The organism is Aequorivita sp. IT1282 (assembly GCF_058068205.1).
The window spans coordinates 404,606-430,149 of sequence record NZ_JBYRHR010000003.1; the positions used below are offsets into that span (position 1 = coordinate 404,606).

The 25,544-nt window shown below is 36.7% G+C and carries 22 protein-coding genes; 8 read left to right on the forward strand and 14 right to left on the reverse strand.

Features of this window, described 5'->3' with window-relative positions; genetic code table 11:
- Nucleotides 1-8: 8 nt before the first annotated feature.
- The 3 genes from AC3RVG_RS08810 to AC3RVG_RS08820 are packed head-to-tail and all read right to left on the reverse strand — an operon-like array spanning nt 9 to nt 2,907.
- Nucleotides 9-1,433, reverse strand: coding sequence for a phage tail sheath family protein (locus AC3RVG_RS08810; RefSeq protein WP_489691085.1), 1,425 nt, complete (start codon nt 1,431-1,433; stop codon nt 9-11).
- An 8-nt stretch (nt 1,434-1,441) separates the two neighbouring features.
- Nucleotides 1,442-2,317 (reverse strand): hypothetical protein, encoded by an 876-nt coding sequence (locus tag AC3RVG_RS08815; protein WP_489691086.1) that lies wholly within the window; start codon nt 2,315-2,317, stop codon nt 1,442-1,444.
- Nucleotides 2,317-2,907: a Pvc16 family protein gene (locus AC3RVG_RS08820; RefSeq protein WP_489691087.1), complete on the reverse strand. Its 591-nt coding sequence runs from the start codon at nt 2,905-2,907 to the stop codon at nt 2,317-2,319. The genes AC3RVG_RS08815 and AC3RVG_RS08820 overlap by 1 nt, the downstream gene beginning before the upstream one ends.
- A gap of 242 nt (nt 2,908-3,149) precedes the next feature.
- On the opposite strand from AC3RVG_RS08820, the gene AC3RVG_RS08825 reads away from it, so the two are divergent.
- The 3 genes from AC3RVG_RS08825 (at nt 3,150) to AC3RVG_RS08835 (ending at nt 5,768) form a co-directional block, all read left to right on the forward strand.
- Entirely contained in the window at nt 3,150-3,506 is a 357-nt protein-coding gene (locus tag AC3RVG_RS08825; RefSeq protein WP_489691088.1) for a hypothetical protein, read from the forward strand.
- Nucleotides 3,507-4,476: 970 nt separating this feature from the next.
- Nucleotides 4,477-5,118, forward strand: coding sequence for a sensor histidine kinase (locus AC3RVG_RS08830; protein ID WP_489691089.1), 642 nt, complete (start codon nt 4,477-4,479; stop codon nt 5,116-5,118).
- A complete protein-coding gene (locus AC3RVG_RS08835; protein ID WP_489691090.1) occupies nt 5,115-5,768 on the forward strand; it encodes a response regulator in 654 nt (217 codons plus the stop codon). Before AC3RVG_RS08830 ends, AC3RVG_RS08835 begins: the two co-directional genes overlap by 4 nt.
- Here the strand turns inward: AC3RVG_RS08835 and AC3RVG_RS08840 are convergent.
- The 7 genes from AC3RVG_RS08840 to AC3RVG_RS08870 form a co-directional block, all read right to left on the reverse strand.
- Entirely contained in the window at nt 5,765-6,421 is a 657-nt protein-coding gene (locus tag AC3RVG_RS08840) for an RluA family pseudouridine synthase (protein WP_489691091.1), read from the reverse strand. The genes AC3RVG_RS08835 and AC3RVG_RS08840 overlap by 4 nt on opposite strands.
- A gap of 155 nt (nt 6,422-6,576) precedes the next feature.
- The gene (gene panB / locus AC3RVG_RS08845; RefSeq protein ID WP_489691092.1) at nt 6,577-7,395 is read right to left on the reverse strand and encodes a 3-methyl-2-oxobutanoate hydroxymethyltransferase; all 819 of its coding nucleotides are present in this window, start codon (nt 7,393-7,395) and stop codon (nt 6,577-6,579) included.
- Between the two features lie 126 nt (nt 7,396-7,521).
- Nucleotides 7,522-8,946, reverse strand: coding sequence for an L-serine ammonia-lyase (locus tag AC3RVG_RS08850; RefSeq protein ID WP_489691093.1), 1,425 nt, complete (start codon nt 8,944-8,946; stop codon nt 7,522-7,524).
- 206 nt (nt 8,947-9,152) lie between these two features.
- Complete coding sequence (gene dinB / locus AC3RVG_RS08855) at nt 9,153-10,370, reverse strand: DNA polymerase IV (RefSeq protein ID WP_489691094.1); 1,218 nt, start codon at nt 10,368-10,370, stop codon at nt 9,153-9,155.
- Nucleotides 10,371-10,479: 109 nt separating this feature from the next.
- Nucleotides 10,480-13,470 carry a DNA polymerase III subunit alpha gene (locus AC3RVG_RS08860; RefSeq protein WP_489691095.1) on the reverse strand — a complete coding sequence of 997 codons (2,991 nt, stop codon included), beginning with the start codon at nt 13,468-13,470 and terminating at the stop codon, nt 10,480-10,482.
- Nucleotides 13,471-13,607: 137 nt separating this feature from the next.
- Complete coding sequence (locus AC3RVG_RS08865; RefSeq protein ID WP_489691096.1) at nt 13,608-14,873, reverse strand: MFS transporter; 1,266 nt, start codon at nt 14,871-14,873, stop codon at nt 13,608-13,610.
- A 109-nt stretch (nt 14,874-14,982) separates the two neighbouring features.
- Nucleotides 14,983-16,446: an alkaline phosphatase family protein gene (locus AC3RVG_RS08870; RefSeq protein ID WP_489691097.1), complete on the reverse strand. Its 1,464-nt coding sequence runs from the start codon at nt 16,444-16,446 to the stop codon at nt 14,983-14,985.
- A gap of 158 nt (nt 16,447-16,604) precedes the next feature.
- Between AC3RVG_RS08870 and dnaK the strand changes: the two genes are divergently transcribed.
- Nucleotides 16,605-18,515, forward strand: coding sequence for a molecular chaperone DnaK (gene dnaK, locus AC3RVG_RS08875; protein ID WP_489691098.1), 1,911 nt, complete (start codon nt 16,605-16,607; stop codon nt 18,513-18,515).
- 84 nt (nt 18,516-18,599) lie between these two features.
- Here dnaK and AC3RVG_RS08880 read toward each other — a convergent pair whose 3' ends face one another.
- Nucleotides 18,600-19,256 carry an EndoU domain-containing protein gene (locus AC3RVG_RS08880; RefSeq protein WP_489691099.1) on the reverse strand — a complete coding sequence of 219 codons (657 nt, stop codon included), beginning with the start codon at nt 19,254-19,256 and terminating at the stop codon, nt 18,600-18,602.
- A gap of 188 nt (nt 19,257-19,444) precedes the next feature.
- Here AC3RVG_RS08880 and AC3RVG_RS08885 point away from each other — a divergent pair, with 188 nt between their 5' ends.
- Nucleotides 19,445-20,299 (forward strand): bile acid:sodium symporter family protein, encoded by an 855-nt coding sequence (locus tag AC3RVG_RS08885; RefSeq protein WP_489691100.1) that lies wholly within the window; start codon nt 19,445-19,447, stop codon nt 20,297-20,299.
- Nucleotides 20,300-20,430: 131 nt separating this feature from the next.
- Here the strand turns inward: AC3RVG_RS08885 and AC3RVG_RS08890 are convergent, their stop codons facing one another.
- Nucleotides 20,431-21,144: a leucine-rich repeat domain-containing protein gene (locus tag AC3RVG_RS08890; RefSeq protein WP_489691101.1), complete on the reverse strand. Its 714-nt coding sequence runs from the start codon at nt 21,142-21,144 to the stop codon at nt 20,431-20,433.
- Between the two features lie 87 nt (nt 21,145-21,231).
- Nucleotides 21,232-21,879 (reverse strand): alpha/beta hydrolase, encoded by a 648-nt coding sequence (locus AC3RVG_RS08895; RefSeq protein ID WP_489691102.1) that lies wholly within the window; start codon nt 21,877-21,879, stop codon nt 21,232-21,234.
- A 45-nt stretch (nt 21,880-21,924) separates the two neighbouring features.
- Between AC3RVG_RS08895 and AC3RVG_RS08900 the strand changes: the two genes are divergently transcribed.
- From AC3RVG_RS08900 to menD, 3 genes are read left to right on the forward strand one after another with little or no spacing between them, the layout of a single operon-like run.
- A complete protein-coding gene (locus AC3RVG_RS08900; RefSeq protein ID WP_489691103.1) occupies nt 21,925-22,350 on the forward strand; it encodes a PaaI family thioesterase in 426 nt (141 codons plus the stop codon).
- Nucleotides 22,350-23,417: an isochorismate synthase gene (locus AC3RVG_RS08905; RefSeq protein ID WP_489691104.1), complete on the forward strand. Its 1,068-nt coding sequence runs from the start codon at nt 22,350-22,352 to the stop codon at nt 23,415-23,417. Before AC3RVG_RS08900 ends, AC3RVG_RS08905 begins: the two co-directional genes overlap by 1 nt.
- A gap of 31 nt (nt 23,418-23,448) precedes the next feature.
- Nucleotides 23,449-25,113: a 2-succinyl-5-enolpyruvyl-6-hydroxy-3-cyclohexene-1-carboxylic-acid synthase gene (gene menD, locus AC3RVG_RS08910; protein WP_489691105.1), complete on the forward strand. Its 1,665-nt coding sequence runs from the start codon at nt 23,449-23,451 to the stop codon at nt 25,111-25,113.
- Here menD and AC3RVG_RS08915 read toward each other — a convergent pair.
- Entirely contained in the window at nt 25,087-25,512 is a 426-nt protein-coding gene (locus AC3RVG_RS08915; protein ID WP_489691106.1) for a hypothetical protein, read from the reverse strand. The two genes, menD and AC3RVG_RS08915, sit on opposite strands and share 27 nt — an antisense overlap.
- Nucleotides 25,513-25,544 lie beyond the last annotated feature (32 nt).

The window sequence follows — 25,544 nt, forward strand, 5'->3', positions numbered from 1 at the left end:
GACTTTATTTAAGCTTCCTGCATTTTATGTGAAAACTTGAGCACTATAAATTCTGCTGGACGTACTGCGGCCATTCCTATTTCAATATTCATGATTCCGTTTAGAATATCGTCTGCCGTCATAGTTTCGCCTAAACCAACCCGCACGTAAAAAGCTTGTTCGGGTTTGGCTCCTGCCAATGCTCCAGCACGCCATTGAAGAATTAAGAAATTCTCAATCATAGCGCGTATTTTTACCCAAGTATTTGCATCGTTGGGTTCAAAGACAAATTGTGAAGATGCTTTCTCTACAGATTCTTCAACCATATTGAAAAAACGACGAACTGGAACGTATTTCCACTCGTTGTCGTTACCAGCAAGTGTGCGCGCTCCCCAAACCAAAATACCTTTCCCAGTAAATGACCGAATGGCATTAATAGATTTTCCAGAGACATGAATATTTAAATCTTGTTGCGCCTCGTGTGTAATTTTAATAGAGGGTTCTACGGCTGCACTAACAGATTCATTTGCAGGCGCTTTCCAAACGCCACGATTACTATCTACACGAGCGTAGATTCCAGCCATTGCGCTGCTAGGCGGAAGCGTTACATACTGCTTTTCCAGCTCGGTTTTTATTTTATTGTAAAGTATTAAGTTGAAATCACTATCCAGACTATCTGCAAGTTCGTCAAGTTTTTTTGTGTCATAAATACCCGTAGAAACTGTGTTTGTTTCGTCGGTAATACTGTGAGCCAATGTTATAGCTGCATCGGCGTAAGCATAGCTATAAACCGTCTTTAAGAAAGGATGATAGGCGGCACCGTATTTTAATAAATCTACACCATTACCCAAAGATGCCGTGTTGCGTATATTATCGCTATTGTTTGCGAATGAATCAATTATAACAAAGCGATCTTTCAGCTTTTGAGACTGCATCAAAGCTTTATTTATGAGTGAATAGTAACTATCTGCAGTCGAAACAGCCATTGCATCTGGAAAGACATATAATGTAGGTTCGTCAAATTTTTCAAATTCATTCAAACCACCAACAAGTGCCACTTGGCTTACAGTGCCACCCGTATAGTCTCCAACTGAACAGATGTAGCAAGGCCCACCACCGTTATCAAAATACATACGCATGGCGTAATACATCAAAAAAGGACTTGAAGTAGGCATGGCTACACTAAACTGTTGAGACAAAAGCTTAATTGGCGGTCCGCTGTTGATAGTATCTTTAATGGTTACTGTAATTGCGGCTTCATTTTGAGCTTTGCCAAAATATGTTTCATATTCTAAAAGCGAAACAATGCGTTTTGGTTTATTGCGAACCGAAGTTTCACTTAATTCTGTGTAGCCTGTAAAGGCTGGGATTGCTGTTTCCACTTGTGCCACCGATGGTGGAAATTTCGATATTTCCTCCACATAAACCCCGGGTGTTTTGTACGTAGTTGCCATAGTTTTTGTTATTGATTAATATAAATTTCTGAAATGGTCTTGATTATATTTCCACCACCATCTTTTTCAAAGATGAGACGTGAAGGGGAAGCTGAGGGACGCTCTTGGCCACCAAAACTGTACCCAATAATGCCATTTTTAGTCAGCGGCAATTTTGTGGGATTCGTGGAATGAAGCAGGCTACTATTAACTGCACTGCGGTAATTCCAAATAGTTTTGCGGTTTTTAATTTGAATTTTAAAAATTTTGGGGCTTGCTGGTATTGTTCCATTTACATTCAGAATGTTTCGGGCACGACCGTCAAAAGGAATGGTGTCGTCTCCGCTCATTTGTAATGAAATGATGCCGAAGAGTCCTATTTTTTCTTTTTCTGAAAGGCTTTTACTTATTTCACTATAGCTAGTTTGATTTATAGTGAAATTTTCTACGGGTAGGGTAGTGGCTTCTAAATCAATATATTTAAAAGAAACTCCTTCCGAAACGGGTTTTGTATTTGAGAAGAAATATGGAATTGATGGTTTCGAATTCACTGTTGAGTAATTTTCAAAAAGTGAATCCTTCACATAAATTAGAAAGTTGAATACGGTAGTTTGCGAAAGATTTACAAAAGGTTTATAAGTGCCGGAGTTAGGGGCAGTTTCTTCCGCTTTAGCGTAAATAGTAAATCCAACGGGTAATGTTTTAAAAACGATTTTATTCCCTTTAAATATTTCCTGCGTTTCTTCCGAAGGAATTAGTTGACAGAAATCCTCAAAATTATATTTGGCCAGTTGTATTTCTTTTAAGCCTAAATTACTATCAAAAACGGTACTGCCATTATCCAAAAAATAATGATGGTAAAGGTTTACATTAAACAGAACACGATATGTTGTAGTGAAACTCATTAAGTTATATTGTTTAAGGTGCCGGCAACTACAGTAATTGGTGTGCCTTTTTCAAAGAGAGCATTGCTTTCAATTTTCACAACACTTACTTTATAGAGAACAGACGGCAGCGCTTTACCACCCAATGTTCCCCAGATATAATTTAGCTGCTCAAATGTTGGCGTGTAGAGTTCAGTTATAAAGCGGAATTCCGTAATATTATCTAATGCGGGAATTATTGGATTTAAAGGAGTATTAATTTGAGTGAATATTTTTTTGGACTGAAAAAATTCAATAATGAAAGAAATGGAAGAAAGCGAGTTTGTGTAAGTGCTTCTGTTAGCAGAAAAGAGTGCGTAAATATTTAAATTAACGGGAGGATTTCTATAAATAGTTTCTCCATTTTTAAATTTTACGTTAGGGTTGTTTTTAAGTGTTGCTTCTTCTTCAATATTTAAAAGTGAAAGCACCACTTTGTCATTCATCGTGTTTACTTCTGGATCGTCATATTTCGACACGTTTTCCAAAACCACTAAACTTGCGTCACCCGTTTTTTGTTCCAAATATTTTGAAACCTGATCTTTTAAAATTTCTAGTGTCTCGTAAATCATGAGCGAGAAGTATTAACTTTAATTTAACACATGCAATATAAACAATTATAACGCACTATGCAACAGTATTTTACCTGAGCAGCTAAAGGTTTAGCCTGAATTTGCTATAGGAAAAACCCTTTTCAGCTATAGGAAAATTCTGATAGCCACGGGGGATTTTCCCTGAATATTATAACTATAAAGTGCTGCTTTGATTGTTTTTACTACATTCGTTGGTAATTAACCAAAAACCAATTTCAATTATGTCAAAACCAAAAAATTGTATCACCGTAGACAAAGCAAAACAATTACAGGAAAACTGGGTAACTACGCGCGCAATGGATATTGAACGCGCTATGGGCTCAATAGACACTCGTGAGTTTCTTTTCAGTCTAACCGAAATGCAGCAGTTTCTAGACTATGTACGGGAACAATCTAAATTACAGGATATTATGAACCCTGGTATTCGTATTTATTTTGGAGCGTATGATAATGTTAATGCAAATAAGGCTACTTGCTTTTTAGCCCCAACAATTAATACAGCCCAAGATTCTCCAAATAATTATAAAATTGAACCATTAAATACAGTTGTAGGTGGATGGCCTCCAAACGTTTATTAATTTTCAATGGAGATTTTATCTTCACATCTAGCTTGAAGATTTCTTATTTTTAAAACTGTTTTTTCCAATTTTTCAACTTTGGAAGAAATAATTAATGGACCAATTTATTTACTTTCAAATTCACTATTTATTTTAAGAAACTATTGTAAATGACCGCAGTAATTGTAGCAAATGCATTGGAATTATTAGCTTTTATAGCTTCTTTTATTTATTATAAAAAAAATAAATCAAGGCCAAATTTTTACTTAACCCTTTTTCTTTTCATTACCATATGTGTAGAAATTTTGGGCTGGTACAGTGTTTTCACTGTAGATTACGGGTATCTATCTTTTTTAAAAGGCGGAATATTTGAAAAAAATTATTGGATTTATAACTTATACGGTATTGTAAGTTATCTTTTTTATATCAATTATTTTAAATGGTATTTAACGTCGAAGAAGTCTGTTGTATTTCTCAATATACTATCCTTAATTTTTATGGTAGTATGTGTATTCGAAATTATATTTACTAAGGAGTTTTTCGATATATTTTTGCCTGTTTTTCGTTTATTTGGAACGTTATTAGTTTTCATTAGCATCGCTCTGTACTATTTAGAATTACTTAAGAGCGATCAAATATTAAGTGTGCAAAGGAGTTTGCCATTTTATATATCTGTTGGGGCTTTGTTTTTTCACTTATGCACTACCCCTTTATTTATTTATAGTTCATATTTCAGCAATTCTGTTGACCCAAGCTTTGTCAAATTGTATAAGCCGATTATCTTTGGATGTAATTATTTTTTATACGCTACTTATATTGTAGGATTTTTAATATGCTATCAGAAAGAGAACCCTTACTTCCCCAAGAAAAATTATTAATAGTTTACATTGTCGTAATGCTATTGTTATTTACGATTTTTGCCATATTTTTTGTTGTAGCATTTCAACGCCGAAAAAATAAATTTCTTAAAGAACGGTTCGAAGCTGAACAAATGTACCAACGAGAACTTGCCGATTCACAAATAGAAATTCAGGAACAAACGCTCAAAAATATAGCTTGGGAATTACACGATAATGTTGGTCAGTTACTTTCTGTGGCAAATATACAGTTGAATGTTATGATGAATTCGGCCCCACTTACCCTTCACGGGCAAATACAGGAAACAAAAAAATTAGTACAAGATACTGTTCAAGAAATACGTTCGCTTTCAAAAGTACTCAACAACGATGTAATATTAAAGAACGGACTACTGGCATCATTACAAGTAGAATTGGACAGATTTAAGCGTTTGGGGTATTTAGATGCAACCTTGAAAATTACGGGCGATATAATTCCAATTAACAATGCAAACGAAATTATAATATTTCGAATTTTACAGGAATTCCTTTCAAACGTTTTGAAACACGCTAGAGCTTCAAAATTATTCGTACATTTAGATTATAAAGAACAATCCCTCAATATCTTAGCTGTTGATGATGGAGTAGGTTTTAATACTTCAGCAAAAACAGATAGTTCTGGAATGGAGACAATGAAAGGTCGCGCACAACTCATTGACGCAGAATATTCTATAACATCAGAGATAGGCGAGGGTACTCAATTAAATTTGAGGTATCCCTATAAAAAAGCACAATGAAGTCCGACCACAAAAATACTGTTGTAATTGTTGATGATCACTCGCTTCTTGCACGTTCGTTAGCCAAGCTAATTAACTCATTTCCGAATTTCAGCGTTCTCTTTATTGCTAAAAACGGAATGGAACTGCAGACAGAAATGGCGGATAGAGAAATTTTTCCCGAAATAATTCTGCTCGATATTAATATGCCAATTATGGACGGTTTCGAAACTTTAGATTGGCTCGGCGTAAGTCATCCAGATATAAAAGTGCTTGCACTTTCAATGGAAGACGATGAGCAAACTATTCTAAAAATGCTGAGAAAAGGTGCAAATGGTTATTTATTGAAAGACATTCACCCAGAAATTTTGAACGAGGCACTAATAGAATTACTACAAAAAGGGTATTATCATTCTGAAAAAGTAGCCGAAACATTACTTCATTCACTCACCCCAGACGAAGATGGAAGAATGTTAGATTTTAAGGAAAACGAACTCACGTTTATGAAATTAGCCTGTTCGGAAATGACTTATAAAGAAATAGCAGATGTTATGGATTTGAGTCCAAAAACCATCGATGGTTATCGGCAGGACTTGTTTAAGCGGCTTAATATAAAAAATAGGGTAGGTTTGGTTATTTATGCTTTGAAAAAGAATTTAATTAAAATCTAATTGCAAGCATTCCAAATAGAATCATCGGGAGTGGGTGCTTCTAAGCTGACGGTTTCTTTCTGCACAGGATGCATAAGTTTCAGTTTTTTCGCGTGAAGATGAATGCTGCCATCGGGATTGCTTCGATCAGAACCATATTTTAAATCGCCTTTTATAAAACATCCAATAGCAGAAAGTTGTGACCTAATTTGATGGTGTCTTCCGGTTTCCAACACTACTTCCAATAAATAATAATTGTCTAGTTTTTTCAGAAGTTTATAATGAAGAATAGCTTCTTTACTGTCTGGCACTTCTTTAATATGCGCGTAGGACTTATTCTGTTTGGGATTCCTTTTTAAAAAATGAATTAAAGTATCCTCCGTTTTAGGCGGTACATTTTTAACTACAGCCCAATATATTTTTTCGGTTTCCCTTTCAGAAAACATTTTATTCAGCCGCGCTAAGGCTTTTGAAGTTCGTGCAAAGATAACAATGCCACTCGTGGGTCGGTCTAATCTGTGAACCACGCCTAGAAATACTGCACCTGGTTTATCGTACTTTTCGGCTATGTATTCTTTTACAACTTCGGAAAGAGGGGCGTCACCCGTTTTATCGCCCTGCACAATATCGCCAGGACGTTTGTTAACAACAATTAAATGATTGTCTTCAAACAAAACCTGAAGATTGTTTTTTGTACTATGTATTTTTTTTGTTGAGATTGGGAGCAGTTTAAAAGTTTAGAAAAAACGAAGTTGATTTTTTGAATATTGAATATTGAATATTGAATTTTTATTTGGAATTTGGTGCTTGTAATTTGAAAATTCCTTTTTTAGTATTGTTCGCTATCATTCGGAAAATCGCCGCTTTTTACATCTGAACTGTATTTACTAAAAGCATCTTTCATTTCAGTATATAAATCTAAATAACGACGAAGAAAACGCGGGTTAAACTCGTGCGTCATCCCAATCATATCGTGCGTTACTAGCACTTGACCGTCAACACCATTTCCGGCACCAATACCAATTACTGGAATGCTAATTCTTTCTGCAACTTCTTGGGCAAGTTTGGCTGGAACTTTTTCCAGAACTATAGCAAAACATCCCGTTTTTTCTAATAAAATAGCATCTTCAATAAGTTTTTCGGCCTCTTCTTCTTCTTTAGCTCGAACGGTATAGGTTCCAAATTTATAAATGGATTGAGGAGTTAAACCCAAATGGCCCATTACTGGAATACCTGCGTTTAAAATTCTTTTTATGGATTCTTTTACTTCCTTTCCACCTTCAAGTTTTACCGCATGGCCGCCGCTTTCTTTCATAATTCGAATCGCTGAACGCAGCGCCTCTTTCGGATCGCTTTGATAGCTCCCAAAAGGTAAATCTACTACTACCAAACTACGCTCAATTGCACGAACTACAGAAGCAGCGTGATAAATCATTTGGTCCAACGTTATTGGCAATGTTGTTTCGTGGCCAGCCATTACATTGCTAGCAGAGTCACCAACCAATATAACATCTATTCCGGCGCTATCCACGATTTTTGCCATGGTAAAGTCATAGGCGGTTAGCATCGAAATCTTTTCGCCTTTCTTCTTCATATCCACCAAAGTTTTGGTAGTAATACGCTTGTACTCTTTTTTAGCTGTGCTCATAGTTTGAATGAAATTGAGGGGTAAAAGTAATAATTTACGATTTTAGATTACCGATTTTAGAATTTTAATAATTCTTTGAAAGAAGTGATGTGTATAAAATTTATTCGAGGTATAAATCCAAGTATTTTAGCAATCACTTATGTTTACTTGCACCGCTAATCCTCCCTCACTGGTTTCTTTGTATTTAGATGTCATATCTTTTGCTGTTTCCCACATTGTTGCAATCACTTTATCTAGTGGCACTTTTGCTTTTGCCGGATCGCTGTCTAGTGCCATTTCACAAGCATTTATGGCTTTTATGGCACCCATTGCATTGCGTTCAATACACGGAATTTGAACCAAACCAGCAATTGGATCGCAGGTTAAACCTAGGTGATGCTCCATGGCAATTTCACTGGCCATTAAACATTGGTCTGGTGTTCCACCCATTAATTCGCAGAGTGCTCCGGCCGCCATTGAAGATGATACCCCAATTTCAGCTTGGCAACCACCCATTGCTGCAGAGATAGTTGCACCTTTTTTGAAAATGCTTCCAATTTCACCTGCAGTGAGTAGGAATTTGCGCACATCGTCAAAATTAGCGTCGTGGTTTTCTATAACCATATAATACAACATTACTGCAGGAATTACGCCAGCACTACCATTGGTTGGAGCTGTTACGACTCTCCCAAGTGAAGCATTAACTTCGTTTACTGCCAATGCAAAACACGAAACCCATTTCAATATTTGTCTAAACTTAACTTCTGTATTTCTAATTGCAGCAACCCATTCATCTGCACCGTTGTAAGTATGTTCACCAATAAGATTTCTATTCATCTCAAAAGCGCGTCGGGTTACGTTTAGTCCACCTGGCAGGATGCCTTCGGTATGGGCGCCAACGTACATGGAATCTAACATTACATCCCATATTTTCTTTAGACCGTCGTTTATTTCGGCTTCGGTTCTGAGCGATTTTTCGTTCTCGAGTACTATTTCAGAAATGCTTTTATTCTCAGCTTTGCAATATGCAGCAAGTTCTGCACCTTTTTCGATAGGAAATGGAAATTTTGCAAATTTATCTTGTTTAATCTTTTTGTTCTTTCTTTCTTCTTTTACAGTAAATCCACCGCCGATTGAATAAAATGAAGAAGATTTTACAGAACCGTTTTTCAAAGTTGCTCTAAAAGTCATTCCATTTGGGTGAAACTCGAGAAATTTCCGATTAAAAATTATGTTTTCCTTCGGAAAAAATGGAACATCCAACTCATTGTTTAGTTTCAATTTGTTTTCAGAAGTAATGAAATCAATTTCTTTTTGAATATTTTCAATAGGAAAAGTTACGGGGTCGAACCCTGTTAAACCTAGCATTATTGCTATATCTGTGGCGTGACCTTTTCCTGTAAGTGACAGTGAGCCATACAGGTCTACGGTGATACCTACAACTTCTTCAAATTGATTTTTTTCTTTCAATTCCTCTATCCAACGTAATGCTGCGCGCCAAGGTCCCAAGGTATGCGAACTTGATGGGCCAACGCCAATCGATAACATGTCAAAAACACTAATGCTTTCCATTCAATTTTCTTTTAAAACAAAGATAGCATCTTATTTAATTAAGAATGAAGAATTCTGAATTCTGAATTTTTATTTTTGAACATTGAACATTGAACATTGAACATTGAACATTGAACATTGAACATTGAACATTGAACATTGCAACTTTTTACGTGTCATGGAAAACTCGATGCACGCGATAATTCGCGAGCCTACTTGGTTTTAATTCAGCGTCGTCTATTGGGCAGCAACGGCGGCGGTGCTCCCGTAAAAGGATTCCAACGGCCAATACTCTTGGCTTCCATTCCCGCAGCGCGCATTACAGCCCGATCGCCGTAACGGTCCCGCATCTTGTCCATAGCGTGATAGAGATTGATTATTTTTTCGTTATCGTCAAACAAATCTATCTGAAATCCGCCCTCCACCAAATGGCTAAACCGCACGCCCACCATCCGCACTAAAAGTCTGCGTTGATATAGTTTCTTAAAAAGCCCCATCACTATTGGAATAATTTTATGGTCTGCAGAACTATACGGTATTTTTTGCTGCATAGTATAAGTCTGAAAATCTGAATACCGAATTTTAAAGGTTACGCAGGCAGTAAGTTTGTTGCCGCGCCTTAGTTGGAAAACCAGATTTTCTGCCATTGCAATAATAATACCTTCCAGTTTTTTTACATCGGTGGTGTCGCGGTCAAAGCTGCGCTCGGTTGAAATAGATTTGCGTTCGGTGTATTGCTCTACTGGCGTATTGTCTATACCGTTAGCCTTCTGCCAAATGGTCTGCCCATTTTTCCCAAAAACTTTCGCCATCATTTCCACAGGCATTTCCTGTATGGTTTTTATCTGTTTTATGCCTAGATCGCATAAAGCGCGGTAAGTAACTTCGCCAACCATTGGTATTTTATTGACTGCCAAAGGCGAAAGAAAAGGTTTTTCGGTGCCTTTTATAATATGAATTTGATTGTTGGGTTTTGCTTCGCCAGTGGCTATTTTTGAAACCGTTTTGTTGATTGAAAGCCCAAAGGAAATAGGCAATCCAGTTTCTTTCATAATGCGCTGCCGTAATTCTGAAGCTAATTTTTCGCAACCAAAAAACTTATCCATTCCAGTTAAATCGATGTAAAATTCATCTACAGAAGCCTTTTCGTAAAGTGGCACACTTTCTTTTATAACATCGGTAACATTTTCTGAAAACTTGCTGTAGGTGCTGGCATCGCCACGAACTACAATGGCTTCGGGGCATAACTGTCTGGCTAACTTCATCGGCATTGCAGAATGGATCCCGAAAGTGCGTGCCTCATAACTGCACGAAGCCACCACGCCACGATCGCTGGTGCCGCCAATAAGCACTGGTTTTCCAATCAACCTACTATCTAACAAGCGCTCGCAGGACACAAAAAATGTGTCCAAATCCATATGTACTATGTTTCTTTTGTCGTTCATACATTCCCGCCCTTCGACTACCGCTCAGGATAAACTACGGCGGGAATCTCTTAATTGTTACTATTATGTCCTATAGCGCAGCGGTCTTACGTCCTACCGTCTTAAGTCTTTACAGCGCAGCGGCCATACGTCCTTTTTCAGCAGCATACCTCGGATCTTGAATTATCCCCAGCCGCTCCATTTTTAAAACTTCAATATTTATACAGTCAAATTCTTCCGTTACTTTTCCGGTAATACTGTAAACTCCTTTTCCTCGGAAGCGATATTGATTGGCAACCGGCGGAAAATGTACCGTATCTACAAAATCGCCATCTCGGTCCAGAAAATTTCCGAAGTACATATAATCACCTTTAGACGTTCGGGTCCTTTTAGTTGTTATTAAATATCCTTCAATAGTTACTATTTTCCCGATACGTTGGGAAAGATGCGTTGCCCGCAATTTATTTTCCGAAGAATTTGTGAGTAAATCAAAAGGACTACACAGCGGAAAACCCAACAGTTCCATTTCATCAAAAGCATCTTCCAGCGTGGTGTGCGGTAGGGAAGGGGTTTTGTAATTAATCTTTTTCGGTTTAAAAAGTGTGTACACATTTTCTTCAAAACTCACTTTATTTATTTTCATATACGCTTCCCAAAGTAGTTCGCGTTTGTTTCTTCCCGTGAAACGAAAAGCGTTTATTTTTATAAGAATTGTTACCTGCTCCATCCCGATGGAAACGCGTTCTAAAAAATCGTCCAAACTCTCAAAAGCGCCATTTTTGTTACGTTCAACAATTATTTTTTCAATAAGTTTTGATTCCAAAGATTGTAAAAACCCGAACCCAATATAAATATCCTTTCCATCAATAATAGTTGCGCCGTAACTGCGGTTAATGCAGGGTTGCAAAATATTTCCGCCGTGCATTCGCGCTTCGTGCACATAAAGTTCTACACTGTAAAAACCACCCCCGTTGTTGAGTGTAGCCACCATATATTCCAACGGAAAATAGGCTTTTAGAAATAGGCTTTGGTAGCTTTCCACGGCATACGAAGCGGAATGTCCTTTTGCAAAAGCATAGCCAGCAAAACTTTCAATCTGCCGCCAAACATCTGCCGTGAATGTTTCATTTTTACCCGAATTTTTACAATTATTGAAGAACTGATCTTTCACTTTTTGAAACTCTTCCCGCGATCGGAACTTGCCGCTCATTCCTCTTCGCAACATATCTGCTTCGCCCAAATCGAGGCCGCCAAAATGATGCGCTACTTTTATTACATCTTCCTGATAGACCATTACGCCATAAGTTTCGGGCATAATATTCAGTAAAACGGGGTGTGCCTCTTTTCTTTTTTCGGGGAAACGGTAGCGCAAAATATATTCGCGCATCATGCCACTTTTTGCAACGCCCGGTCGTATTACCGAACTGGCCGCCACCAAACCCAAATAATCATCCACTTGCAGTTTGCGGAGCAACATTCGCATGGCGGGCGATTCTACATAAAAGCAACCAATTGCCTGTGCATTGCGCAATAGTGTTTTTATTTTTTCGTCCTTTTTAAAACGTTTTATGTCGTGAATGTCCAAAGGCGGTATTTCGGGATGATTGTATTTTACAATTTCCACAGCGTCTTTTATTTTTCCCAATCCACGCTGACTTAAAATATCGAATTTATAAAGCCCAATATCTTCTGCAATTACCATATCAAACTGCGTAGTAGCGTAGCCTTTTGGCGGCATAAAAGTGGCGGTGTAATGATGAATGGGTTTTTCTGAAATCAAGATTCCACCGGCGTGAATTCCCAAATAGTTCGGAAAACCTTGAATGTATTGACTGTAAACAATTACCAATTGCGACATCTTGTCTAGCGTTTTAAAGTCGCAATCTTGTGTAGAAAGTTTATCAATTTCTTCTTTTGGTAGCCCAAAAACCTTTCCCAATTCGCGTACCGAAGCTTTAAATTTAAAGGTGTTATAAACGGTTATAAGCGCCGTGTTTTTAAATGTTTTAAAAATAAAACTGGTAATATCGTCGCGGTCTTGCCACGAAAAATCAATATCAAAATCGGGCGGATTTTTTCGGTATAAATTTATAAAACGTTCAAAATAGAGATCGAGTTCCACAGGATCTACATCTGTAATTCGCAACAAATAAGCAATAATACTGTTGGCGCCACTGCCACGACCTACGTAGAAATAGCCTTTGCTGCGAGCGTATTTTAAAATTTTCCAATTGATTAAAAAGTAGGAAACAAATCCTTTTTCTTTTATAACACCCAGCTCTTTTTCTATCCGCACCATCACTCGCTCGCCCGGGCGTTTGTAGCGGTAATGGATTCCCGTATAAGCCAATTTTTTCAGTAATCGGAAATCTAAATCTTCATTAGTAGTATACGATTTTTGGTTGCAAGTTTTTTCCTTCGAAAAATCGAAAGAAATACTGCACTTTTTTAAAAGTTGCTCTGTGTTTTTAATAATTTGCGGAAATTCTTCAAAAGCTTTTTTTAGTTTTTCTTCCGAAATAAATACGTCGTTTTCACTACTTTGTTCCGAAGTTGGCAGTTTGCTGAGCAACGTATTATTATCTATTGCACGAAGCAATCGGTGTGTATTAAAACCTTTTTTATTCTGAAAAGTCACGGTTTGCAAAACCACCAATTTATCTTGCCTATTTTTCCACGGCGAAAATTTTAAACAATTAATGTCTTCTGTCTTTACACCAAGAAATTCATTTTCCAAAAGTGTTTCACCTTCAAAAGATGCATACGGATAAATTACAAATGTGTTGGCAATTTGTTCGGCTTTAGAAGGAATATTTACATTTTCAGTGCTTTCCCGCTGATGAAGAAAAGCTGACAGATATTCGTTTATATTTTGAAAACCAGCATTGTTTTCTGCCAATAAAATAAATTGCTGTTGCGCGCCTTTTCTAAAGTCTACACCCAAAATTGGCTTTACACCATAATCTGAAGCAATGCGAACAAATTCTAAAGAAGCGGAAGTAGAATTGACATCTGTGAGCGCCATGGAAGCCGCTCCGTTCTGCTGGCCCAAATGCAACAAATCGCTGATTTTAAGGGTTCCGTAACGTAAACTATAATAGCTGTGGCAATTCAAAAACATGTGCTTTGGATTTATTCCAAAATTATGGAATATTTCCAACAATGAAGCGTAAATTCCGAAGAAAATATTTTGTTTGATCAGGGCAGTACTAATGCCGATTTTCAAATTAATCCCTGCAACTTTTTAAAAATAGAAAGTTAAACCGGGGCTACTTTTTTTGAAATTCGATAAAAGATGAAAGAAGCTACGAATCCTACGACAGAAAAAATTGCCAGCATCCAAAATACTGATTGATGTCCTTCCTTTCCGGGGGATGCGTCTAAAAAATACCCGATAACGGGACCAGCAAAAATTTCGGGAGTGTAGCCAATGAAAGAGATTATTCCAACTGCTGTTCCGGTTAATACCAACGGAATATTGCCTTCTTCCATAACTGCAAAATAAAGAACACGCGCCGAGTAGACACCAATAGCGGTGATGATTATTGAAAGAAAAAACAAAATATCTGCGCCTTCATCTAAAATTCCTGAAGCAAAAAGCATTGCTCCACAAATAGAAAGTAAAAAACCAATACATAAGTAAATAGATGCGCGGGAACGATCTGCAAGAAATCCCACAATAACCCCCACAATGGGCCGAATAAATAATAAAAATGTTCCTGTTTTGGCAGCATCCACTTCACTGTAAAGCATTACATCGTTGGCGTAAAGTGAAATTATATCGGTTATTTTATAACCTACGTATGCACAGATAATAATAATCATCAACAGCCAGATTGCAGGTAATTTTAGAACTGACTTTATATTCTTAAAAGTTATTTTATCTAGGGTGGTAACTTCTGCCGTTTTGTTTGTTTTCAGAAAAAAGAATACGATAATCCCTATTAAAGCAACAAGCGCCGAGGATACATAAATAACATAATGAAAAGCTTCTGCTTGCTCGTTTAATGTTGTTTGAGCGTCTGAAACGAACAACGAAAACACGAACACTCCCAATAACCCAAAGAGCGCTCCTACCAATCCGCGACCGCCATCTAAAAAACCGAATGCTTTTCCTTGATTTTTACTCCCGCCCCATACACGTGTGGCTTTTATCATTGCCGACCAAAACAGGAAAATAGTTGTAAATCCCCAGAAACCATAGAGAATGATTAATGTTTGAAAAGTAGGAGAGTCTGCGTATATTAATCCGCCCAAAGCGGTTAGTATTAAAGCCGTACCCATCAATTTACGCGGAGGGAATCTGTCTGCCAAAGGACCGCCCAATAAATAGGAGAAAAGAGCTACAATTCCATAAACCGAAAAGCATAGTCCTAATTCAGTATTGTCTATTTGAAAAACTTCGAGTACCGTGGCGCGAAAAACACGAGCCAATACAAAGGGTAAAATAAAAACTGCTTCGCCAGCAAGAATGAGCAAAACAATATATGATATATGCTGACGGGAAGCCTCTTTATTATTCAATTAAGTGTTTTTTGAAATTCTGCGTATGGTAAAAGTAATGATTTTTAAAAACTGTTACTACCACAGAAAACTGTATACTCCTTTAATTGTATTGTGCTGTAAATAGTAGTTAAAAAGGAAGCTTATTAAAAACAAAGTTTCCGTCTTTATCAATTACTTTATACACTCCAAAAGGCGTGTCTTCCTCAACTATTATAAAACTTTCATCATTTTCTAAGTGGTTAAGATATGCCTCATTATCTGTGAGGTAAGAAAATAAAACCCGGAAGAGGTTAACGTTCGATTTCAATTTAGTGTCAAACTCAGGAATTTCGTTGTTGGGCCATCTTATAGCGAGCTTAGCGGCAAAAATTGAATTTATAAGCGTTGTATCTTCAATTTTTCGGTGAAGTTCTCCCGTATAATTGAAACCTACATAACCTCCGTGATCTGCAACAATAACTATTAATGCCGAAGGATCTTTTTTGGTTATTAAAGAAGTTATTTCGCGCAGCCAAAGGTTAGATTTTTCAACATTGTCTAAATAACTCTCTCTTTCTTCATCCTTGCCTTTTGATTGGAGTTTTGACACTGAGATGTGGCCTGGCAATATCTTTTCCACAAAATAAAAATTAGCCTGATTTTTGTTTTCTTCCAGCGCCTTTTCCATTTCATCTAAAACATTCACGTTCATATCAAACCCACGCGATAAAAAGGAAAGCTCTTTATACGAAATAGAACAATAATCATATTCCAATTCTGGCCTGTTAACAATAAGATAGGGCGACTCAATTAGTAACGATGTTTTATACCCGTTTTTATTGAAGAGAGCTACCGCAGCGTTTTTTCCAGCAATGCTTTTTCGCAATCCGTGTGCTTCCTTCGAGCTGGGTTTTGGTTTTTTGTAGTAGTGATGTTTCATAGCAAACATAGAACTATTTGAAGTAACTGTATTAGAATAATTACTTCGGAAATTGGGATAAATTTTAAAATTGTTTTCAGTTAAAAAACTTTCAAAAGCACTATTATCAAAAGTATACGGTGGCTTTTTCAGCGTACTAGCGTTGGCGTATCCGTCGGGTTGGATAATATAAACGTTTGGTTTTTTGTTGAAAGTAGCTTCTGAAATTTTATCGGGAAGTTGTTTCCACGCTGTAGAAAAATTTAAATTATTGCCAACATAAAAAGCCAATTGAACTGCCACAATTAAGGCTAGTAACAATTCTATTAAAACTGCTTTTTTTAAATGCTTCTTTAATAAAAAGGCAAGTCCGATGGTAAGAATCATAACCAAGAGAATTATTTTCTTCTTCGGTCCTATAATGCTGTAAGTTACTAAGCAGGCAAATCCTACTAAGTTTGAAATGGTTAATAACAGCGTATAGTTTTTGGCAACGAATGTTATTTTTCCTGAAAAAACTTTCAATAAAATATTGATTAACACAGGAATCAATAGAAAGAAAGCTATAAAGAAGAATAGCTGACCACGGGAATCGACCATAGTGAAATTAGAAAAATAATTATAAAGAAAGGGATAGAGACCGCTTGCTATTCCAACAACTACGGGATTCGTTCTATTCAGGAATTTTTTCAAAAAAAAGTGTTTATTGAGACAGGGGTAAAACTACTAATAAAATCTTTCAAATTACATTCTGCCATCATGTCATAATCTTTCCGCTGGCACAATCATTGACTTGTAGAAAGAGAAATTAAGAATACAACAATAAATTATAAACATCAAACAAAATTATTATGAGTAAAATAATTGGAATCGACTTAGGTACAACCAACTCTTGTGTTGCCGTGATGGAAGGTAGCGAGCCAACGGTTATTCCTAATGCCGAAGGAAAAAGAACAACTCCTTCCGTAATTGCATTTGTGGAAGGCGGCGAAATTAAAGTAGGAGATCCTGCAAAACGTCAGGCTGTTACTAACCCTACAAAAACCATTAGCTCTATTAAGAGATTTATGGGGAACAAATATTCTGAGTCTAAAAACGAAGCAGAACGCGCAGCTTTTAAAGTTGTAAAAGGTGATAACGATACCGCCCGTGTAGACATTGACGGACGTATGTACACTCCTCAGGAATTAAGTGCAATGATTCTTCAGAAAATGAAGAAAACTGCGGAAGATTATTTAGGTCAGCCAGTAACCCGTGCGGTTATTACTGTTCCTGCATACTTTAACGACAGTCAGCGTCACGCAACTAAAGAAGCTGGTGAAATTGCTGGTCTTAAAGTAGAACGAATCATTAACGAACCAACTGCAGCAGCGCTTGCATACGGTCTTGACAAAAAAGGAACCGACCAAAAAGTTGTAGTATTCGATTTTGGTGGTGGTACACACGATGTTAGTATCCTTGAATTAGGTGATGGCGTTTTTGAAGTACTTGCTACAGATGGTGATACTCACTTAGGTGGTGATGATGTGGATCAGAAGATTATAAACTGGTTGGCAGACGACTTTAAAGCTGAAGAAGATTTCGATCTTCGTAAAGACCCAATGGCATTGCAACGTTTGAAAGAAGCTGCTGAAAAAGCAAAAATTGAGCTTTCTTCTGCTGCACAAACTGAAATTAACTTGCCTTACGTTACAGCTACGGCTAGCGGACCAAAACACTTGGTTAAAACGTTAACACGTGCTAAGTTTGAGCAATTGATTGAAGATCTTGTAAAAAGAACAATGAAGCCTTGCGAAACAGCAATGAAAGCTGCTGGATTAAGCAAAAGTGATATAGACGAAGTAATTCTTGTAGGTGGTTCTACTCGTATTCCTGCAGTTCAAGAAGCTGTTGAGAAATTCTTCGGAAAAAAACCACACAAAGGGGTAAACCCAGATGAAGTAGTTGCCGTAGGTGCTGCAATTCAAGGTGGGGTATTAACTGGAGATGTAAAAGATGTACTTCTTTTAGATGTAACGCCACTTTCTCTTGGTATTGAAACAATGGGTAGTGTAATGACCAAATTAATTGAGGCCAACACAACTATTCCTACTAAGAAAAGTCAAGTATTCTCTACTGCAGCAGATAATCAGCCAAGTGTTGAGATTCACGTATTGCAAGGGGAACGCCCAATGGCAAACGACAACAAGACAATTGGTCGTTTTCACCTAGACGGTATTCCACCAGCACAACGTGGTACGCCACAGATTGAAGTAACGTTCGATATTGATGCCAACGGTATCATTAAAGTAAGCGCTACAGATAAGGCTACTAACAAAACGCAAGACATCCGTATTGAAGCTTCTTCAGGATTAACAGAAGATGAAATCAAAAAGATGAAAGCAGATGCAGAAGCAAATGCTGAAAGCGATAAAGCTGCTAAAGAAAAAGTAGATAAATTAAACGAAGCTGATGGAATGATCTTCCAGACTGAAAAGCAACTGAAAGAATTTGGTGAAAAATTATCTGACGATAAAAAGAAACCAATCGAAGATGCTTTGGAAGAATTGAAAAAAGCATACGAAGCTAAAGACGTAGCTACTATTCAGCCAGCTTTAGATAAAATAAACGAAGCTTGGAAAGTAGCTTCTGAAGAAATGTACAAAGCCCAAGCAGATGGCCAAGGCGCACCAACCGGTGATGCTGAAGCAGGAGCAGAGAAGGGAACAGACAACGCTGAAAACAGCGATGTTGAAGATGTAGATTTTGAAGAGGTGAAGTAAGTTTCTTTAAATAGCTAAATTCAAAACCGCAACCTTAATTGGTTGCGGTTTTTTTAATTCAGTGTTTTTATTTTTTTTTCAAAATTATAAAATTGGGTAAATAGATTTCAATACGGAATTACTACAAATTATTTCAACATCAATTCCAGTTTTAGTTTTCGATACAAATATATTATTACTATCTTCTTTTTTTTGTTTGTTATTGACTGCATAAAAACATTCGTGAAATAAATCATGTATACTCCAATGTATTGGAAAAAATGTAGTGGGTTTGTCTTTTCTTATCCATTTCTTAGTTTTTAAATTATAAAATTCAATTTCAGCTTCCCATATTCCATTTAAGAGATTCTCTTTTGTAATATTTAAAATTTTCATTTTTTCAGGATTATAATAATGAATGCCTGTGATTTTTCCATTCTTAATTTTTCCTTTAGTGCAATGCTCAATTATTTCGATAAAGTTCTTATCGGTAGAAAAATCTTCATTTGTAAATACAAAATCCTTGATTAAGCTTATATTACTTTCAAAACAAATTTGTTGAGCTCTTCTGGGATTAGTTAATAATAAATTGCGATAGATTTTAGAATTTTTTTTAAGGGTTTCTAAATCTTCGAATGGTCCTTCTGCTTCCTTGTATTTTATTAAATACATAGATGGAATTTTTTCTATTCTAACACCATCTTTTAAACCTTGCTTGTTGTTGATATGTGTATTTTTATGTATGTAATAATTATGATTCAATTTTCTTTATTTGTTTTTAAAATTTTCTATCAATAAATCTCCAAAGAAATCTTCGAGGAATCTTCAAGGCGTCAGAGCGGGGAGGAAATATAAATATAGGTAAAAATTGTTATGAAAAATAAGTACTCAAAAAGCTCCCATTTAAAATCCTAATGCAATTTTATTATCTTTCTTCCAAATAATAAAATATGGATAATCTCTCTACTATAATCCTTGCGGGATCATTAATCGTTATTATGTTGGGCATGGGGCTCACCTTGCAAGGCACAGATTTTAAAAGAATATTCCGCTATCCAAAAGCTATTTTTATTGGTTTGACCAATCAATTGATTCTTCTGCCGCTCATTGGTTTGGGGATTACGTGGGTTTTTCCAATGCAGCCCGAAATAGCAATTGGGGTTATGATTTTGGCAGCTTGTCCAGGTGGGCCAACTTCTAATTTAATTTCGCATTTGGCAAAAGCAGATTTGGCGCTTTCGGTCACGCTTACCGCCTTTAGTAGCTTGATAACCATTTTAACAATTCCATTTATTGTAAACTTTGCCTTAGAATATTTTTTGGGCGTTGGTCAAGTGGTGGAACTGAATGTACTTTCAACGATTGTCCAAATTTTTGTAATAGTAGTTATACCTATTATTATTGGAATGTTAGTGCGTAGGTACCGACCAGATTTTGCTGATAGAATGGCAAAGCCGGTGCGTATTGCTTCAGGCGCTGTATTGGCGCTGATTATTGTTGGCTTGGTCATAAAAGAGCGAGCTAACTTTGTTTCTTATTTTGAGCAGGCAGGCATTGCTGCATTGGTGTTGAATGTTGTTACCATGGTATTGGGTTATTTTTCGGCAAAATTGTTCGGGTTGAGCAAAGAGGCCGCACGCTCAATATCTATAGAATCGGGAATTCAAAACGGTACCCTAGCAATTACAATTGCAGTGGTCTTGCTTCATAATGCTTCCTTTGCAATTGTACCAGCAGTGTATAGTTTATTAATGTTTGTAACTGGCGGGGTGCTGATTTATTCTTTTAATAGGAAGGTTAAATAAGTTTTTTCCATTGCAGCTTCAGTATTTTGTCTTTACAGAAAGTTATAATATTTATGATTTAATTCAATATTAAGCAAAAAAAAGCGGCCAATTAAGGCCGCTTGGAAGTGAGGGAATTTTGAGGTATTGAGTTAATCTGCATTTTCATCCCGCTCCACAGCTATAATAGCTTCAGTAGATCCTGTCTGTAATGGTGAGTTCATTAAATTTAATTTTGATCCAGTATTTGAAAGAATGATTACAGAAAAATCATTCGGATTTGTAAATTCGTTTTCAGCAACTACTAGTTCTTTTAGGTGTGGGCAATTTGCCAAACCTTTAGGTAATTCGCCCGATAAATCGTTATCAAACACATTAAAAATTTCAATATGCTTAAGGTTACTTACACTCTCTGGCACAGTACCACTTAGTTGGTTACTACTTAAATGCAATTGCTTTAACTGAGATAGATTTCCTATAGATTCTGGAATATTTCCGCTAAGCGAAGTTGCATTCATTGCCAAAACTTCTAAATTGCTAAGATTTCCTAATTCAGTTGGAAGACTGCCTTCAATAGGATTGAAAGACAATTCCAGTGTTTTTAAATTTTTAAGTTGCCCTAAAGAAGCAGGAAGCGTACCGCTCAAATTATTAAAGTGAAGGTCAATACTAGTTACTGTATTATTTTCTACAGTAACTCCGTGCCATGTATCTACAGCTGTATTAACGTCCCATTTAGTGTTCCACTTTTGTCCGTTAGTTGAAGAATAAAGATCTAAAAGAACTTGTTTTTCTTGCTTGCTCACTTGTGCCATCGCTAAAGATGCAACAAAGAGGCAGAGGCAGGTTAGTGTTTTCGTTTTCATAGTAGGTGTTTTTATGTTTGAGAGCGGTGTAAAAGAACGAAAAACAAAGTTTAAACACAAATTTATTCGATGAACGACACAAATGAGTTAAATTTCTTTAGAAATCTTTAGTAGGAATGGTTTGTTTACTTCGTGAATGCCTTCAAATACCTCAATTGTTAACCGGTTCTGAAATAGCATACTACCTTTTAAATGCTCTTCGGTTTTTCGAGCTTCGGTAATATATTGATCTTTATTACCGTAGAGGTAAATTACCTGCGCATTTTCTTTCAAAAATTCAAAATCTTTGGGTTGCAATTCATTTGGAATACCGCCAGAGTGAAGCACCAATATATTGCACTGAAGTTTTCGTCGCGCCACCCATCGCGTAGCAATTGAGACGCCTTGGGAATATCCTAAAACAATAAGATTTGGAATTAAGCCCGAGAGTTCTTTTTCAAAAACGGCATCTACATAATTTAGTATATTTTCGGTCTCGGTAATCGTATTTTCACGGGTAAGCCAAGAAGCACCAACGTGTTTGAAGCCTTTGTCCTGATAATATTTTGAAGGTGCTTGTGGCGCAATAATGTAGTTTTCTTCAGAATCCAATTCAGAAAAATAATTGATGAAATATTTGCTTAAATAACCCATTCCGTGAAAAACCATCCAAACATTTTTGGTTTTATTGGTTAATTCATTGATTGTGTGGTAACTATTAGCACTTGTGTAGGAAACCTCTTTTTGGATACTCATTTTGTTAGTTTCAATTTTGTATTTTTACAAATGTAAACCAATACAATGAAGTACACCAACCAAGAAATTTTGGCCGCTTGCAACAAAATGTGTCCAAATACCCTAATGGAAACGCTCAATATAGAATTCACCGAAGTAGGTGATGATTTCCTTGTAGCTAGAATGCCCGTAACCCCAAGAGTTCATCAACCTGATGGCGTGTTGCACGGTGGCGCATCTGTAGCTCTGGCGGAAAGTGTGGGCAGTGCAGGAGCTTTTGTTTTTCTTAATTCGAAAGACATAATTATCCGCGGAATTGAAATTGCTGCCAATCACGTTAAAAGTATTCGCGATGGTTATGTTTACGCACACGCCAGCATTCTCCACAAAGGAAGAACCACACAACTCTGGCAAATAAAAATAACCAATGAAGACGGTGCTTTGGTGTCTCTCGTTAAACTAACCACTCTCACTTTACCCCAAAAAAAATAATGGATCTTCAGCTCTTTACCCAAAAAATTTCAGAACATTTAGAAAAAGAATTACCCTTTGTGCTTTACGCACTGCCGGAACAAAATAAAGTTACTGCATTGCTGCAAAAAACTGATGAGCTTTTTCTAATTGAAGACTTAACAACAAACGGATTTGTATTAGCACCTTTTAATTATAAAGCTTCTGCATGTTTTATTCCGGAGAAAGATTCGGAAAAAATTGAGAGTGTATTAATTAAAACTGAAGCTGAATTAGATCCCGTTTCTGTAGCTAAAAATGATTCGGAACAAGATGAATATCTGGAATTAGTAAATAAAATTATTGATACAATAAAAAAGAGAAAGGCAAAGAAAATTGTTCTTTCGCGTTCCAAAGAATTCGACTTAAGTAATTTTTCATTTGGCGCGTTGCTAAATCATTTGTTTTCTGCCTACCCAACGGCTTTTAGATATATTTGGTATCATCCACAAACTGGAATGTGGTGTGGCGCTACTCCCGAAACACTGCTTCAGGTGGATAATCATTCGTTTAAAACAATGGCTTTGGCGGGTACGCAGCCCTTTACAAACCAAGCCCATGTAGTTTGGGGCCCAAAGGAACTGAATGAGCAACAATTGGTAACAGATGCCATAACTACTAGTTTGCAACGGGTAACTTCAATATTAAAGGTTTCAAATCCACACACGCATAGAGCCGGATCTTTGCTTCACTTGAGAACTGATATATCGGGTGTTTTAAATAACGGCAAAACTACGCTGACCAAAATCGCTACTGTGCTGCATCCAACCCCGGCAATTTGTGGTTGTCCTCAAAAAGTTGCAAAAGAATTTATATTAGAAAACGAAGGCTACGATCGTGCGTTTTACACCGGTTTTCTGGGTCCAATTGAACAAAACGGTGCAGTAGCATCATTAATGGTAAACTTGCGTTGTATGCAGATTGAAAACAATACGGCACGCATCTATGTGGGTGGCGGCATAACTATTGCCTCGCAACCATTGGAAGAGTGGCAGGAAACGGAAAATAAAATGCAAACTATGCTACAAGTATTGGCGCCAATGCTATAATATTTTCGGCGTCTTTGTACCTTTACACGGCATGAAATTCTCAAATAAAATTCTCTCACAAACCCTTGTTCAATTATGTTTGGATAAAGGAGTTGACCATATAGTAATATCTCCAGGATCGCGCAATGCACCCTTAACTACCGGTTTCGGCAATAATCCAAAATTTATATGCTTTAGTGTCGTAGATGAACGCTGCGCCGCATTTTTTGCATTGGGAATGGCGCAACAATTAAAAAAACCTGTGGCTGTTGTTTGTACTTCTGGTTCTGCCTTGCTAAATTATTATCCCGCGGTGGCAGAAGCTTTTTACAGCGATATTCCTTTGGTGGTTATCGCCGCAGACAGACCTGCAGATAGAATTGATATTGGCGATGGACAAACTATCCGTCAGCAAAATGTTTTTGAAAACCATATTCTTTACAGTGCCAATTGTATTGAAGGTGAAGATTTTCAGATAAAAAATGAAACCGAAATAAACATTGCGCTAAACACTGCAATTGAATTAAACGGACCAGTACATATCAATATTCCTTTTTCTGAACCTTTATATAACACTATTGAAGAGCAATTAATCTGGCCGCAAAATGTAGAACCACGAATAGCCAATTGCGCTTTGGAAGAAGATTTAACGCCCTTTATTGAACAGTGGAATAGCAGCAAAAAGAAAGTAATTTTGGTTGGTGTTTTAGCACCAAACAGCGTGGAACAACGCTTTATTGACCAACTTGCGAGAGACGAAAGTGTTTTGGTTTTAACAGAAACCACCTCTAATCTTCATGATGAGAATTTTATTTCTGCTATAGATCAGCTAATAAGTCCGTTGACGGAAGAAGATTTCAAAAAGCTTCAACCAGACGTTTTACTCACTTTTGGTGGGATGGTAATTTCAAAAAGAATAAAAGCTTTTCTGCGCAGTTTTCCGCCGAAAGCACATTGGCACGTTGATGCGAAAAAAGCGTACGACACTTATTTTGTACTTGAACATCATTTTAAAACAACTATAAATAATTTCTTTGTTGAATTTCTTCCGAAAACAATTGAATTGCAAAGCGAGTATCAAAGCAATTGGTTGACAGTAAAACAACACAGATTGCAACGTCACGGCGCCTTCGAACATGAAATACCGTATTCAGATTTTATGGTTTTTTGCGAAATATTCCACAAGCTTCCACAACATATTCAATTGCAGTTAAGCAATAGTGCCACCATTCGTTACGCGCAACTTTTTAATATTCCCGCCACTGCCCAAGTATTTTGCAATCGCGGTACTAGTGGCATCGATGGCAGTACGAGTACAGCTGTTGGGGCTGCATTGGTTTCAAAACTGCCCACTGTTTTTATAACTGGCGATCTCAGCTTTTTCTATGATAGCAACGCCCTTTGGAATAATTACATTCCGCAAAATTTCAAAATAATTGTCATTAATAATAAAGGAGGCGGTATTTTTAGAATTCTTCCCGGTGAAAAAGACACTGAAATTTTCGACACTTTTTTTGAAACAAAGCATAATTTAAGCGCTAAACAGCTTTCAGAAATGTACAATTTCAATTATGAAACTATTGATAATAAAGAAGATTTGCCAGTAAAGTTGAATGCTTTTTTCAGTAATAATGAAGGCCCAGCTTTGTTAGAAATTTTCACACCTTCATCGGTAAATGATAAAGTACTTCTAGATTATTTCAGCTTCATTTCTTAAATATGCTTTCGCCCATCTAAGACTATCAGTTAGATCGTGAAAGGAATAAAAGGGAATATTGCAGAATTTAGATTCTAGTACTGCATTCGAACGAACTATTTCGGAATAATAAACAACACCTATAGATCTAAGGGTAGGTATTTTATTTAGTGCTTTGTAATCCATGGGTTTAACCGAATATGAGTTAATTCGATTAGAAATTATAACCCACTTTTCACCCTCTAAATGCCGAAGACATTTTATTATAACCGAATTTGCAGATTTACGAGACATTACAATCCCTTCATTAGCCTGAAACACAGCTATATTATCATAAAAATATACCTCGCCAATATCTGTTTCCAGTGTTTTTGTTAACTGGAATTCTGAAGGAAGATTATGTGGTGTTTTTTGTTCCATTATAAAAGTGAATTTACATCATTTGTTTTATT